At 60.5% G+C, this 13,726-nt stretch carries 16 protein-coding genes; 7 read left to right on the forward strand and 9 right to left on the reverse strand.

The features are described from left to right. Window positions 1-120 precede the first annotated feature (120 nt). A complete protein-coding gene (locus JMN22_RS16005) occupies window positions 121-405 on the reverse strand; it encodes a hypothetical protein (RefSeq protein ID WP_198797158.1) in 285 nt (94 codons plus the stop codon). A gap of 76 nt (window positions 406-481) precedes the next feature. Between JMN22_RS16005 and JMN22_RS16010 the strand changes: the two genes are divergently transcribed. The 4 genes from JMN22_RS16010 to JMN22_RS16025 all read left to right on the forward strand — a co-directional run bounded on the left by JMN22_RS16010 (window position 482) and on the right by JMN22_RS16025 (window position 4,264). Further along, complete coding sequence (locus JMN22_RS16010) at window positions 482-1,168, forward strand: spermidine synthase (protein ID WP_181286703.1); 687 nt, start codon at window positions 482-484, stop codon at window positions 1,166-1,168. Window positions 1,169-1,217: 49 nt separating this feature from the next. Then, the gene (locus tag JMN22_RS16015) at window positions 1,218-1,592 is read left to right on the forward strand and encodes a YajD family HNH nuclease (RefSeq protein ID WP_003184246.1); all 375 of its coding nucleotides are present in this window, start codon (window positions 1,218-1,220) and stop codon (window positions 1,590-1,592) included. 264 nt (window positions 1,593-1,856) lie between these two features. After that, a complete protein-coding gene (locus JMN22_RS16020) occupies window positions 1,857-2,108 on the forward strand; it encodes a DUF2933 domain-containing protein (protein ID WP_198797157.1) in 252 nt (83 codons plus the stop codon). A gap of 2 nt (window positions 2,109-2,110) precedes the next feature. Next, window positions 2,111-4,264 (forward strand): copper-transporting P-type ATPase, encoded by a 2,154-nt coding sequence (locus JMN22_RS16025; protein ID WP_198797156.1) that lies wholly within the window; start codon window positions 2,111-2,113, stop codon window positions 4,262-4,264. Between the two features lie 77 nt (window positions 4,265-4,341). Here the strand turns inward: JMN22_RS16025 and JMN22_RS16030 are convergent, their stop codons facing one another. Continuing rightward, the gene (locus JMN22_RS16030) at window positions 4,342-4,674 is read right to left on the reverse strand and encodes a DUF2790 domain-containing protein (RefSeq protein WP_198797155.1); all 333 of its coding nucleotides are present in this window, start codon (window positions 4,672-4,674) and stop codon (window positions 4,342-4,344) included. A 240-nt stretch (window positions 4,675-4,914) separates the two neighbouring features. On the opposite strand from JMN22_RS16030, the gene JMN22_RS16035 reads away from it, so the two are divergent. Next, the gene (locus JMN22_RS16035) at window positions 4,915-5,385 is read left to right on the forward strand and encodes an RNA methyltransferase (protein WP_030141187.1); all 471 of its coding nucleotides are present in this window, start codon (window positions 4,915-4,917) and stop codon (window positions 5,383-5,385) included. A 77-nt stretch (window positions 5,386-5,462) separates the two neighbouring features. Continuing rightward, window positions 5,463-5,840: a YgaP family membrane protein gene (locus JMN22_RS16040; protein WP_198797154.1), complete on the forward strand. Its 378-nt coding sequence runs from the start codon at window positions 5,463-5,465 to the stop codon at window positions 5,838-5,840. Window positions 5,841-5,961: 121 nt separating this feature from the next. Here JMN22_RS16040 and JMN22_RS16045 read toward each other — a convergent pair whose 3' ends face one another. Both JMN22_RS16045 and JMN22_RS16050 read right to left on the reverse strand, forming a co-directional pair. Next, window positions 5,962-7,191: a hypothetical protein gene (locus JMN22_RS16045; protein ID WP_198797153.1), complete on the reverse strand. Its 1,230-nt coding sequence runs from the start codon at window positions 7,189-7,191 to the stop codon at window positions 5,962-5,964. Window positions 7,192-7,222: 31 nt separating this feature from the next. After that, window positions 7,223-7,672 (reverse strand): YcgN family cysteine cluster protein, encoded by a 450-nt coding sequence (locus JMN22_RS16050; RefSeq protein ID WP_030141190.1) that lies wholly within the window; start codon window positions 7,670-7,672, stop codon window positions 7,223-7,225. A gap of 159 nt (window positions 7,673-7,831) precedes the next feature. Between JMN22_RS16050 and JMN22_RS16055 the strand changes: the two genes are divergently transcribed. Next, window positions 7,832-8,425 carry a nitroreductase family protein gene (locus JMN22_RS16055; RefSeq protein ID WP_030141191.1) on the forward strand — a complete coding sequence of 198 codons (594 nt, stop codon included), beginning with the start codon at window positions 7,832-7,834 and terminating at the stop codon, window positions 8,423-8,425. A 198-nt stretch (window positions 8,426-8,623) separates the two neighbouring features. On the opposite strand, the gene JMN22_RS16060 is transcribed toward JMN22_RS16055, so the two are convergent. The 5 genes from JMN22_RS16060 to JMN22_RS16080 form a co-directional block, all read right to left on the reverse strand. After that, window positions 8,624-9,556, reverse strand: a complete 933-nt coding sequence (locus JMN22_RS16060; RefSeq protein WP_030141192.1) for a D-2-hydroxyacid dehydrogenase — start codon at window positions 9,554-9,556, stop codon at window positions 8,624-8,626. A 119-nt stretch (window positions 9,557-9,675) separates the two neighbouring features. Next, a complete protein-coding gene (locus JMN22_RS16065) occupies window positions 9,676-9,969 on the reverse strand; it encodes a YcgL domain-containing protein (protein ID WP_030141193.1) in 294 nt (97 codons plus the stop codon). Beyond that, the gene (gene rnd, locus JMN22_RS16070) at window positions 9,966-11,099 is read right to left on the reverse strand and encodes a ribonuclease D (protein WP_030141194.1); all 1,134 of its coding nucleotides are present in this window, start codon (window positions 11,097-11,099) and stop codon (window positions 9,966-9,968) included. Before rnd ends, JMN22_RS16065 begins: the two co-directional genes overlap by 4 nt. 121 nt (window positions 11,100-11,220) lie before the next feature. Next, window positions 11,221-11,862 (reverse strand): class I SAM-dependent methyltransferase, encoded by a 642-nt coding sequence (locus JMN22_RS16075; RefSeq protein ID WP_198797152.1) that lies wholly within the window; start codon window positions 11,860-11,862, stop codon window positions 11,221-11,223. Window positions 11,863-11,931: 69 nt separating this feature from the next. After that, window positions 11,932-13,581 carry a phosphoethanolamine transferase gene (locus JMN22_RS16080; protein WP_198797151.1) on the reverse strand — a complete coding sequence of 550 codons (1,650 nt, stop codon included), beginning with the start codon at window positions 13,579-13,581 and terminating at the stop codon, window positions 11,932-11,934. Window positions 13,582-13,726 lie beyond the last annotated feature (145 nt).

Below are 13,726 nucleotides of genomic sequence, written 5' to 3' on the forward strand. Positions count from 1 at the left end.
AGCCCTCTGTGGGAGCGAGCTTGCTCGCGATAGCGTCAGTTCAGCCAGTATCAATGTTGACTGATACACCGCTATCGCGAGCAAGCTCGCTCCCACAGGTTATTGCATTGTGTGGGCGTCCTACCCCCCCGGCGACTTGACCTTCGGCGGCTTCGGCTCCATACCCGGTATCGGCTGGTCCTTCGGCGGCCTGGGCATTTCGATGGGCGGTAACAGGGGCGGGCCGTTTCCGGGTGCCACCTTGGGCACTCCGCTAGGCGTCACCGGCGGATAGGGCATGGGCGTGGCGGTGCCCGGCGCCCCCGGGATGCTGGGCGGGCTGACCGGAATCGTCGGCTGCTGGGCCTGGGCGCAACTTATCGAGAGCGCCGCCAGGGCAATGGCCGTTAGAATGATGCACTTCATCAATGGCTCCGTGGCTATTGTCTGCTTTCAGGCTAGCCCCTGCCGGGCCGGTCTGCTCCTTCCCCATGAGATTTCCATGAAACGTTTTGTTCTGCTCGACACCACGCCTATCCCTGACAACGGCGGCGCCCTGTGCCTGTTCGAGTACGGCGAAGATTTCGTGATCAAGATCCAGGGCGGCGACGGCGGGCAGCTGATGAACACCCGCATGCACGGTTCCGAAGACGCCTTGGCCGAGATTCCCTGCCGCAAGGTCGCCGGTCGCCCTGGCTCGCGCGTGTTGATCGGCGGACTCGGCATGGGTTTCACCCTCGCCTCCGCCCTCAAGCACCTGGGCAAGAATGCCGAAGTGGTAGTGGCCGAACTCGTGCCAGGCGTGGTGGAGTGGAATCGCGGCCCCTTGGGTGAAAAGGCCGGACGGCCGCTGTCGGACCCTCGCACGGTGATCCGCATGGAAGACGTCGCCAAGGTGCTGCAAGCCGAGCCCCAGGGGTTCGACGCGATCATGCTCGATGTCGACAACGGCCCGGAAGGCCTGACCCAGAAAGCTAACAGTTGGCTGTATTCGGCAGGAGGCCTGGCGGCGTGCGCCAAGGCCCTGCGGCCTAAAGGCGTCCTGGCGGTGTGGTCGGCCAGCGCCGACCGGCAGTTTTCCGACAAGTTGAAGAAGGCCGGCTTCAAGGCCGAAGAGGTGCAGGTGTTCGCCCATGGCAACAAAGGCACCCGCCACACCATCTGGATTGCCGAGAAACTCAAGGGCTGAGCTAAACTCTGTCCAACCGTCATTCAGTCTTTTCTACAAAGGTGAACCCATGAGTTCGTCCACCCCACCGTCCAACACCGCCAAGCTGGACCGCATCCTCGCCGACGCCCAGCGCGACCGGGAGATGGGCTATCGCGACAAAGCCCTGAAAATGTACCCCCACGTCTGCGGCCGCTGCGCCCGTGAGTTTTCCGGCAAGCGCCTGAGCGAACTGACCGTTCACCACCGCGACCACAACCACGACAACAACCCACAGGACGGCTCCAACTGGGAGCTGCTGTGCTTGTATTGCCACGACAATGAGCACTCGCGCTATACCGACCAGCAATATTTTGGCGACGGCTCCCTGAGCACGCCGAAGATCGCCAAGGCGACCCACAACCCGTTCGCCGCGTTGGCGGGGTTGATGAAAAAAGACGAGTAGTGCCGCCCAGTCCAGTCCGTGGCCAGGAAAACGCCTTTCCAGCCACGGCTCCCGCCCCATCCATGTCGCTTTTCTGTCGCCCGACCTGACAAAACTGCAATTCGTGCGTCAGGTCGCTGACAGCTTCACGCCTTTAGCATGCCGCTACTTGTCTTTTTCCGGGCCAAGCAAACCAAACCTGACGGACGCCAATCCTCCGGCTCACGCTTTATCCATTCTCCAATGACAGGTCGCGGCGACTCGCCAGGCCGATGGGAGCATTCCATGAACGACCACGAGCATCCAAGCGACGGTCCAAGGCCCTTCTGGAAGAACAAGACCGGCGTTGTCTTGATCATGTTATTGGCGATCGGCCTGTTCTATCTGGTGCGGGAGCACTTTGGTCACATTTCGGCCAACTGGCCTTACTTGATCCTTCTGGCATGTCCATTGATGCACGTGTTTGGACACAATCATGGCAGGCATGGGCAACACAGCGAGTCGCCGCATAAACCAAGGGATCCGCAGGGGCGCTAGCCATGCCACACACCACCGATCATGCACACCACCGCATCTCAGTAGCCGAAGGCATCACAACCGAATACACCTGTCCCATGCACCCCGAAATACGCCAGCCTGGTCCAGGCAGTTGTCCCAAGTGCGGCATGACGCTGGAGCCTGTGCTGCCGATAGAGGGGGAAGAGGACAATGCCGAACTCAAGCAACTGAGCCGGCGCTTCTGGTGGAGCCTGCCACTGACGGTGATCGTGACCGTGCTCGCCATGGCCGGCCATTCCTTTTCACTGTTTCATGCCAACACTCAGAATCTTGTCGAATTCCTGTTGGGCACCCCAGTGGTGCTGTGGGCGGGTTGGCCGTTCTTCAGCCGGGGATTGGCGTCGGTTCGCCAACGCAACCCGAACATGTGGACGCTTATCAGCCTGGGCACTTCAGCAGCCTATCTGTACAGCGTTTGCGCAACGTTTTGGCCTGGCATGTTTCCCTCCACATTCATGAAGGAAGGACGTATCGGCGTTTACTTCGAAGCCGCCGCGGTCATCATTTCCCTTACCTTGCTCGGGCAAATGCTTGAACTCAAGGCACGCTCACAAACGAGCGCCGCCATCAAATCGCTGCTCGGCCTTTCACCCAAGACCGCCCGCCGGATCAGCGCCGATGGCCAAGAGCATGACGTCCCCCTCGCCCACGTGCACCAGGGCGATCGGCTGAGAATCAGACCGGGTGAAAAAGTGCCGGTAGATGGTTCAGTGCTCGAAGGCGAAAGCGCCGTAGACGAATCCATGCTCACGGGCGAACCGGTACCGGTGAGCAAGCACGTCGGTGACAGCCTGATCGGTGCGACGATCAATACCCATGGCAGCCTGGTAATGATCGCGCAGAAAGTCGGCGCCGAAACCGTGTTATCGCAGATCGTCCAGATGGTAGCCCAGGCCCAGCGCTCCAAGGCCCCTCTGCAGCGATTGGCGGATTTAATCGCCGGTTATTTCGTGATGGCGGTAATCGCCGTCGCCGCACTGACATTTGTCGGCTGGGGATTGTCAGGCATGGAGCGCGGTTGGATCTTTGGCCTGATCAATGCCGTTGCCGTGCTGATTATTGCTTGCCCTTGCGCGTTGGGGCTCGCTACCCCGATGTCTATCATGGTGTCCACCGGCAAGGCGGCCGGCATGGGGGTGTTATTCCGCGACGCCGGCGCCATCGAGAATCTGTGCAAGATCGACACGCTGATCGTCGACAAGACCGGCACCCTGACAGAAGGGCGCCCGGTGTTTCACAGTGTCCAGACCACTCAAGGCTTCGACACTCGCCAAGTATTACTCTGGGCAGCGAGCCTTGATCAGGGCAGTGAACATCCCCTGGCCCAGGCCATCGTCGAACAGGCCCGGAAAGAAAACCTTGACCTGATCAAGCCCGACGCATTTGACTCCGGCAGCGGCATTGGTGTCAGTGGCCTGGTGGATGGCAAACGGCTGCATTTGGGCAACAGTGTCCTGATGAGAACGGCCCATGTGGGTGTCACGTCGCTGCAGCAACAAGCCGAACAGTTGCGCTCGCAAGGCATCAGTATCGTTTATCTCGCGGTCGACGGTGCGCTGGCCGGATTGCTGGCCGTATCGGACCCGATCAAGCCAACCGCCGGGGAGGCAATCCGCCAGCTCAAGGCCCACGGCATTAAAATCATCATGGCCACGGGCGACGGCCTCACCACCGCACGCGCCGTGGCCAAGGAGCTGGACATCGAAGAGGTGCATGGGGAAGTCAAGCCCGAAGACAAGGAGCGTTTGGTGGCGGATCTTCAGCAATATGGCCGTCAAGTCGCGATGGTTGGCGATGGCATCAACGACGCCCCCGCCCTGGCCCGTGCACACGTTGGGATTGCGATGGGCACCGGCACCGACGTCGCGATGAACAGCGCTCAGCTGACATTGGTAAAAGGCGACTTGATGGGCATTTTGCGGGCCCGCACCCTGTCGGTGGCAACCGTCAGGAACATGCGCCAGAACCTCGGGTTTGCCTTTGTTTATAACGCGATGGGCATTCCCTTGGCTGCCGGCCTGCTGTATCCATTGACCGGTCATTTGCTCTCACCGATGGTCGCCGCCGTCGCCATGAGCATCAGTTCGGCATCGGTGGTGTTCAATGCGCTGAGGTTGCGTAACGCACCGGCGTAATAATTCGAAGAATAAAAACAGGCGCCACCAGGGCGCCTGACCGTCTCAAGACCAAAGGAGAGCAAACGAGACGGTAATCAGCCACCATTCGGGCAGTTTTCACCCAGGAGCCTGTACTCCACGGTATTGAGCTTGCCGTTCGAGTCTTCGTAAGTCATGCGCGACGGCCCGACGCCGCAGCCTTTATTGGCCGGAGTCATACTCACCACTTTTTTTACGTCGAGCTTCATGCCGTATTCGTAATGAACGATCTCGGCGGCGGCTTTTCCGTTTTCGGCGGCGTATCGCGCCATGGCGTTTTCGTTGTTCCGAATCATCTGGCCATAAACCCGGTCGCCCCCTCCTTCGGCGAAGGCAAGGGAAGAAACGGACAGGATCGAAACGGCGAGCAAGGCATCAAGAATTTTCATGAGGAACTCCGGCAGTTATTTGTCAGGCCAACCTTATCGACCGGGGCCTTTCACAACGCTGGCGGGGACGTTACCAATCGGTCAGGTTAGTGACAGGCTGCCGACCATCAGCCACCCAGGAATCCAATGTGGGATCGAACTCACTCGTGATGGCGATCAACCAGACACCACACATCTCGAACCTGACCACGCCCCCCCATTCCCCGTATAATCGCGCCTTTTCCCAAAGGCACCCCGTCCGTGGCCAACAAACGCTACAGCTGCATCGGTCTGTTCAACCCCAAGTCGCCGGAAAACGTCGGTTCGGTCATGCGTGCCGCCGGCTGTTACGGCGTGGCGTCGGTGTTCTACACCGGCAAGCGCTATGAACGCGCCGCCGACTTCGTCACCGACACCAAGAAGGTCCATTACGACATTCCGCTGATCGGCATCGACGACTTGAAGAAGATCCTGCCCCTGGGCTGCGTGCCGGTGGCCGTCGAGCTCGTGGAAGGCGCCCGCCCGCTGCCCGAATACACCCACCCGGACCGAGCGCTGTATATCTTCGGCCCCGAGGACGGTTCGCTGGACAAAGACATCCGCGACTGGTGCGAAGACGTGATCTACATCCCCACCAACGGCTGCATGAACCTGGCGGCCACGGTCAATGTCGTGTTGTACGACCGCATGGCCAAAGGCAACAACACGCGCTCGGGTCCGCAATTCCGCTGACCGGCGGGAAATTCCATGGAACGACGGATTCGCTCTGGCAGTCAGCTTTATACAATTCCCCACACTGGAGACAGATCATGAGCGATAACAATCCGTTCGGGCCGGTGGATACCACCCCTTTCCAATCCCGCGGCCCGCAGAACGTGCACGGTTGGGAGCGCATCGGTTCATTGGCCGGTGGGGTCCTGATGATGGGCAAGGGCTTGCGCCGTGGCGGTGTGATCGGCCTGGCGCAACTGGCAATCGGTGGCATGGCCCTGGCTCGCGGCATCACCGGGCATTGTTCGGCGAAAAGCCTGCTGGAAAAAAATCGCCAACATCTGCATGACGCCCGCGCCCGCATCGAGCAGGCCGGCGACGAACTGAGCCGCATGAAGACCAATGCCGAGGCGGCGACTGGCACGGCTACAGTGACGGGGAATGATTCGTTGAGTTCACCTAGGGCTGGGCTCTGATTTTTGCAGTGCCGCTGATGCCCTCATCGCGAGCAAGCTCGCTCCCACATTGGATTTGTGGTGTTCACAAGAGCCCTGTGGGAGCGAGCTTGCTCCGGGCGGCGTTCCGACGAAAGCGGTATTAATGAAGTAACCGGGTATCCAACACTGTAGAGCCCTCACCCAGGATACTTTCGCTGAGCTGCACAAACTCCCCGGTATCCACCGTTTCCAGGCGCATCGCCCCTTGCAGCACGTCATCGAGGGAGCGCTTGTTGCGGGTCTTCAGGCGAATCTCCCGATCCAGTTCTTGCAGCAACAGCACCGCCTTGGCAACCATCGCCGGGCTCACCTGGTCGCCGCGCAAGGTCGTGACACCCTTGCTGTCCCGGGCGAGACGAGCATTCAGGGCCTGATAGCGCTCGTCGCTCATGCCGCCGGCGCGGCGCAACAGTTCGATGGCGTAGTACTCATTCAATCCTTCGCTGATCCAGTCACTGCGATCCTGATCGTTGATGCGCACCAGCATCTGCATCAACTCCCGCAACAACGGACTGCTGCCCCGTTCGCTGACCAACGGCGGGCGGCTGTGCAGGTAAATCGATTCGTGGCCCGCCAGGACGCCACGCCACATCGGATCCCCGGCGCCGACGATCAGCAGTTTGGCCGGATGACGCGGCACCACTGCCTGCACCTGCGGCCAGACAAACGTCAGCAGCGTCAGCACATCCATCCGCCGCATGCCCTGGCCCAGGGGCGAAGCCACTGTCACTTCGGTCTCGCCCAGGCGCGTGCGGCGACTGCCGAGTTTGCCGGCGAGCATCCAGCCCGTGGGGCGATCGAACAAGCGCGAGGGGTTATCGATACGAAAGCGTTGCTTGCCGATACGCGGCCAAGGCGTCTCGATGCTTTTCCAGCCGTTGGGCAGTTCGAACGCCAGGCGAGATACCAACTCGATGCCGTCCTGCTGGTCCAGCTTCGCCGGCGGCACCAGGTCATCGCCGCGCAGCAGCGCCCAGGCGGACGTCATGCGGGTTTCAAAAGAGCCGTTCTTGCGTGATTCGCTGATGCGCACGCGGTAGGTCAGGCTCGCCTTGTCGGCGGCGGGACGCCAAACGCCCCGCGATGCCTTGCCAGGCGTGAGCTGCCATTGGCCGTCCGCCTTGAAATCGCTGTAGCGGCCTTCATCGCCCAAGTCAAAGTCCAGGCTGCGCACCGCCGAGCCCCGCGCGAGGGTCAGGCGCACTTCAGCCTGGTCGCTCTGCGGCAACAGGTGAACGTGGTAATCCAGATCGACTTTCTGTGCTGCCCACAGCGGCCCGCACACCGCCAGCAGCCCCGCCGCCAGCAACCGTTTCAATCCTGCAGCCATGGGCGCTCCCTGGTGATGCGATGCCTTGTGTTCAGCCCGCGCGAAAGATCAGGTGATCTTCCCAGTCTTCTTCGGCCACGCTGCCTTCGGCCAGCATGCGCCCGGATTGGGAAATGCGTTCGTGGTGCACGGCGTCGCGATCACCACAGACCAGGTGGTGCCACAGCGGCAGGTCCTTGCCCTCGCTGACCAGGCGATAGCCGCAGGTCGGCGGCAGCCATTTGAACTGATCGGCCTTGCCCGGCGTGAGCTGGATGCAGTCGGGGACGAAGTCGCGGCGATGGGCGTAGTCGGTGCACTGGCAGGTTTTCAGGTCCAGCAATTTGCAGGCGATACGCGTGTAATAGACGGTGTTGTCGTCTTCATCCTCGAGCTTTTGCAGGCAGCACAGGCCGCAGCCGTCGCACAGCGATTCCCACTCTTGTGGATCGAGCTGATCGAGGGTTTTGCGTATCCAGAACGGTTCGACTTTGGCGGCCATGGCTCAAGCATCAACATCATGTGGTGAAAAGGCCGACAGTCTAGTGCCGCGACCTCCCGAGGCCAAGCATTGGCGACGCTCGGTAGAAGGGACTTGTCAGGCCGGACGCCGGGACGTAGGTTGCTTGATCACGTTTCCGAACCCAGCCAAGGTGAGCCCATGAGCGCCAATTCCCGCATCGCCGATTACACCATCCATCCTCAATTCATCGAGCGCTGGTCGCCCCGCGCCTTCACTGGCGAGAGCATTGCCGAAGAAACCTTGCTGAGCTTTTTTGAAGCCGCGCGCTGGGCTCCTTCGGCGTACAACTCGCAACCGTGGCGCTTCCTGTACGCTCGTCGCGACACGCCGAACTGGGAGCGTTACCTGGGCCTGCTCAACGAGTTCAACCGTGGCTGGGCCCAACACGCCTCGGCCCTGGTGATCATCGCCTCGAAAACCACCTTCGCAGTGCCCGGCGCCACGGAAGAAACCCCGGCCCAGTGCCATACCTTCGACACGGGCGCGGCCTGGGGTCACCTGGCGTTGCAAGCGAGCCTCAGCGGCTGGCATACCCATGGCATGGCCGGCTTCGACCAGGAACTGACCCGCAAGGAATTGAAGATCCCGGACGGCTACGCCCTGCATGCCGCCGTGGCGATCGGCAAGCTGGGAGACAAATCGACGCTGGCCGACTATCTCCAGGCCCGCGAAGTCCCAAGCCCGCGCCGGCCGTTGAGTGAGTTGGTGGCCGAGGGTGATTTCACCCTGTAAAGCAGAGCTACGGTGCCTACTTAAATGTGAAACCGAACCCGTGTCGAGGGAGCTTGCTCCCGCTCGGCTGCGCAGCAGTCGTAAAAATTCAGCCGTTGCCTGATGCATCTTGTTGAATGGTTTTGGGGCTGCTGCGCAGCCCAGCGGGAGCAAGCTCCCTCGCCACAATGGCTCATAAGCCTTTAGGAAAGTTGGGCTTCAGTAACCTCGGGCGAAATCCACTTCCCCACGCAGCGCTTCACCAGCCTGGTAGGCGCGCAGGTTTTCCAGGAACAACTGCACCATCATCGGCGGCGAGGTTGGTGCCGAGCTGTGGCCGGTCAACAGCAGGCCCCAGGCCGTCCAGAACGGATGACGCTGCGGCAACGGCTCCTGGCGACACACGTCGATCACCGCGCCGGCCAGATGCCCTTCCTTCAAGGCTTGCACCAGGTCCGCGTCCACCACCGCCACGCCACGGCCGACGTTGATGAACAACCCGCTGGGCTTGAATTGCTTGAACAGCGCCGCGTCGTAGATGTCATGGGTATCCGGCGTATTCGGCAGCAGGTTGATCACGTAGTCCGCTTCGCCCACCAGGCGCGGCAAGTCCTTCAGCGCCCCCACCTCGATAAACGGCGCCAACTCACGGGCTTCACTGGCGATGCCGTACAACTGCACGCCAAACGGCACCAGGAACTGCGCCACCCGCTGGCCGATATCGCCAGTGCCGACGATCAACACCTTGCGCCCCGCCAGGCTTTGCCCTTGGCGGTTGTCCCACTTGCGCTCCACCTGGCTGACCAACCGCGCCAGGACTTCGCGTTCATGCCCCAACATGTAGGTGAGCACATATTCGGCCATCACCTGGCCGAATATGCCGACTGCGCGGGTCAAGCGATAATCGCGCGTCAGGCCCTCGGCCAGCAGCGGCGTGATGCCCGCCCAGGTCGATTGCAACCAACGGGGCCGGTGACCTTGACGCAACAGGGTCGCCAACAGGTCAGGCTGGCCGAGCCAGACCGGGCAGTCAGTGGCCAGCCGCGACAGCTCGGCGGAATCGCCGCTGGTCAGCACCTCGATGTCGGGTGCAGCCTGACGCAAGAGCTGGGCATAGACCGCGTGGTCGTGTTCGGCAATCAGAACGCGCATGAATCAAACCTTTCCAAACAGTGCAGACGGCCGCTGACAGAGTGTTGCTCCATCCATGCGGCCCATCGCCAATAATCATTTCAATATTCAAGAGGCCCCAGGACGGGCGCCCCGAAGTATCAGACCGGGTCGTTGCGTCGCAGCAACTCTTCGGGCAGATGCTCGATGTACTCGTCTTCAGCCGGAGGCATCTGCAAGTGATAGCCCTGGGTGTCGAGGTTTTCCAGCACCTTGTTGATGTCCTCCCGGGACAGTTGCCGCTCCGGGCTCAATACCAGGTCGAAGGCATGGATGGCCTTGCCGAACGCGGCCATCAACGGCTCGGGCACGCGGGCCAATGCCTCGCTCTTGAGCACGTAGAGGTACATTTCGTTTTTCTTCGAGCTGCGGTAGATGGAGCAGATACGTTTCAAGGCTGTTCTCCGGCGGTGGCCAGGCTGTCGAGCAATGCCTGGCCCATCAACTCGCGGCGCCAGCCACGCAGCGAATCGGGCAATTGGTAAGGCCCCTCGGGAAAGCCGCTCTTGATCAGGGCCTCGAGGGTTTTCTTGCGCAGCATCAGTTCCGGGGCAATGCCCAGGCGCTCGGCTTCAGCCTGCCCCAGCGCCTTGAGCCGCTTGACCAGCGCCGAGGCCTCGATCGGCAGCGGTTCGGGCACTGCGGCCGGCCATTGTTCAGGTGGCACGCTGCCCGCACGCTTGATCAGGTCGAGCAGGAATTCACCGTCCTGGCGCACGGTACGCGGGTGCATGTCTTCGATCTTCGCCAGCGCACCGAGGTTATCCGGCTGCGTGCGGGCCAGGGGCCATAGCGAATGCTCGCGAATGATGCGGTTGCGCGGCAGGTCACGGGCGCGCGCCTCGCGCTCACGCCAGGCGCACAGCTCGCGCAGCACGGCCAATTGCGCCCGGGACAGTTTCCAGGCCAGCTTGGCCTCGCGGTACACCTCGTACGGGTCGACTTCGCGGCGCAGGTTGGCCACCAGTTCGGCGCCATCCTCCAGGACCCAGCTGTATTTTTCGTCGGACAGCTTCGGCCGCAGTTGTACGAAAACTTCCGCAAGATGCACGGCATCCTCGGCGGCATAGCTGATCTGGGTTTCGGACAGGGGCCGCTGCAACCAGTCGGAACGGGTCTCGCCCTTGGGCAATTCGATGCCCAGCACTTCCTGCACCAACCGCGAATAACCCATGGAGAAACCCAGGTTCAGGTAGGCGGCGGCCAATTGCGTGTCGAACAGCGGCGCGGGCAAGCTGCCTGTCAGGCGCAGCAAGACTTCAAGGTCTTCGCTGCAGGCGTGCAATACCTTGAGCACCGCCGGGTTTTCCAGCAGCGCGGCCAAGGGCTTCCAATCGTCGATGGTCAAGGGGTCGATCAGGTACGCACTTTTGCCATCACCGATCTGCAGCAGGCCGGCAATGGGATAAAAGGTGTCGACCCGCATGAATTCGGTGTCGAGGGCGACGAACGGCAACTGTTGCCATTCGGCGCAAAACCGACCGAGGCTATCGTTGTCGCGAATCCAATGAATATCGATGGCCACACGGCTCTCCCTTGAAGAATGGCGCGCAGTATATATCGCCGTCGGCGATTGCGAGCATCTACGGAGCAAGAGCTTGAGAGAAATCGCCTGCGCAAACGCAAGAATAGTCCTACATCTGCAGTTATCCGGCCTTACGTAATACATACACCCGTTTAAACGCCAGGCCGGGCAGGAAATCCTGATGCCACACCACACTGAAACCGGCCGCGAGAAACTCGGCTTCGACGCAGGCCTTGTCGGTGAGGTTTCGTTGTGAGGCGTGGCCGAGCTTGAGGCGTCCCTCGACCTGCACTGACACGATCACCGTGTCCCGGCTGACCCGGTGGAATTCCCGCAGCAAAGCCAGGCGATGTTCGCTGGCCTGGATGTGCATAAACAATTGCAGACAGAAAATGCAATCCACCGCGTTCGCCGACAGCCCAAGGGTGAACGCCGAGCTGGGAAAAGTCTTGATCCGCTGGAGCAGCGCACCGCCATGGTGGCTGCGGGCATGATCGAGCGTATCCGGCGACGGGTCCGCCGCCAGGATCACCCGGTTGGCATGTTCGCCCAACACCGGCCAGAACCGCCCCGCCCCACACGCGACGTCCAGTACCAACCCAGGCTCACCGGCCACCTTCAAGGCGTTGCGTACCAGTTGCTCATCACGCCAGAAAGTCAGCCGCAGCCGCCGAGGCGTCGGCTGACAGCAGATTTGCGCATGCTCCTGGTCATGCTGCCTGGCGAACTCAAGCTCGACGGTGGAGGGGGATTGCCCGGGCATACTCTCGGCTCACGGAAAAGGTTGGACGACAGGTTAAACAGGGCTACGTGAAAAAAAGGTGTAGGAAGATTATTCCCTGGCCAACACCCCATCGATCACTGCGCTGCGGCAACTGGCGAACATGTCCAAGTCCTGGTTGTAGACCTTGCTGTTGACTTCCAGCAGCCCGAGCATCGAATGAAACAGGTTGTCCTGGCTCAAGGGTTTGTCCCGACTCATTTGCAGGCAATGCGTATCGACCGAGAAGGACTTCTGATAACTGTCGGAAAACCAGGCCAGCATTGCCACATGCTTCTGCTGCTCAGGGGCCAGCATGTAGGGCGTGCCATGGAGGAACAGGTTGTATTCGCCCAGGGACTCGCCGTGGTCCGACAGGTACAGCATGGCGGTGTCGACCTTGTCCTGGTTGGCTCGCAGCAAATCGATCAACATCGACAGCACGTGATCGGTGTAAACCAGCGTGTTGTCGTAGCCGTTGACGATGCTCTCGCGGCTGCAATTGTTCAGCGCATTGCTTTCGCACACCGGGGTGAAATGCTCGTATTCCTTCGGGTAGCGCTTGAAATATTCCGGCCCATGACTGCCCATCTGGTGCAACACCAGCACGGTGTCCTTATCGAGGGTGTCGATGAAATGTTGCAAGCCCTGGAGCAGGATTTCGTCGCGGCACTCGCTATTGGCGCACAGGGACGGATCCTTGAGATTACTGACGTCCTGCAACGTGACCCGATCGCAGGTGCCTTTGCAGCCGGACTGATTGTCCCGCCAGATCACTTCCAGCCCGGCGCGCTTGAGCACATCCAGCAGCCCCTCTTCATTCTTGGCCTTGCTGGCGTCGTAGTTCTTGCGGCCCATGTTGGAAAACATGCACGGCACTGACACGGCCGTCTCGGTCCCGCAGGAATGCACGTCGGTGAAAGCGATCAGGCCGGCCTCCTTGTCCAGTTGCGGCGTGGTGTCGCGGTGATAGCCGAGAATGCCGAAGTTCTCGGCGCGAGCGCTTTCCCCGACCACCAGGACAGTGAGTGATTTTCGTGCATGGGTTTGCCAGGCCGGGTTGCGGCTAGCATCCTCGCCCAACGTGATGAACGGTTGCTTGGCCGACGCGACTTGCTCGCGCAAATAACCGAACGACGCCCCGATGTAGTTGCTCGGCACCACCATCAGATGCAGTTCATGGTGGTTGCGAAACAACGAAGACAGCCCTTGATAATTGATCATGGCCACCGCGCCGAGCACCGCAACCGAGGCCACGCCGACCAGCAACTTGCTCAACAACTCCCTCGGCCAGCGGCGATAACTAATCGGCGTCTTGAACAATAACCAGGAAGGCAAGACACCTAACAAACCAATGTAGACGAACAACTTCAACGACAATAGATCGCGAACTTCCGTGGCATTGGTTTCGGCGAAATTTCGCAACATGCCGGCATCCATCAAGACCCCGTACTGGGCCATGAAATACGCCACGCCCGCGCTGATCATGAATAACAACATTAACAACGGCTTGAGCACCGGGCGGAACGCCAACAACGTCAACACCAGGTTGAACGCGCAGAACACGATTACGGCAAATGCCAGGCACAGCAGCAGGCCGCGGCCATCCGCCGCAGTAATCACAAGCAGGTGCTGCCAGAGAATAAAGTTGAAACCCACTAACAAAAAGGCACTGGCGACCAGCGTCACCCACTCGGGGCGCACGGCTTTAATAGTCAGCATGATGATTGGAGGCTTCCTGAAGTTGCTCTTTTAAAAGAAAGTGCCGCAGGCAAATGTGAAAAATTCATTTCCTACGGCAACACAAACTTTAGGCTGCCCACCATCAATTTTTCGTGAAAAAGTTGCCAGTAAATAATTATTTAAA

The organism is Pseudomonas sp. HB05, assembly GCF_016756915.1.
GTDB classification, from domain to species: domain Bacteria; phylum Pseudomonadota; class Gammaproteobacteria; order Pseudomonadales; family Pseudomonadaceae; genus Aquipseudomonas; species Aquipseudomonas alvandae.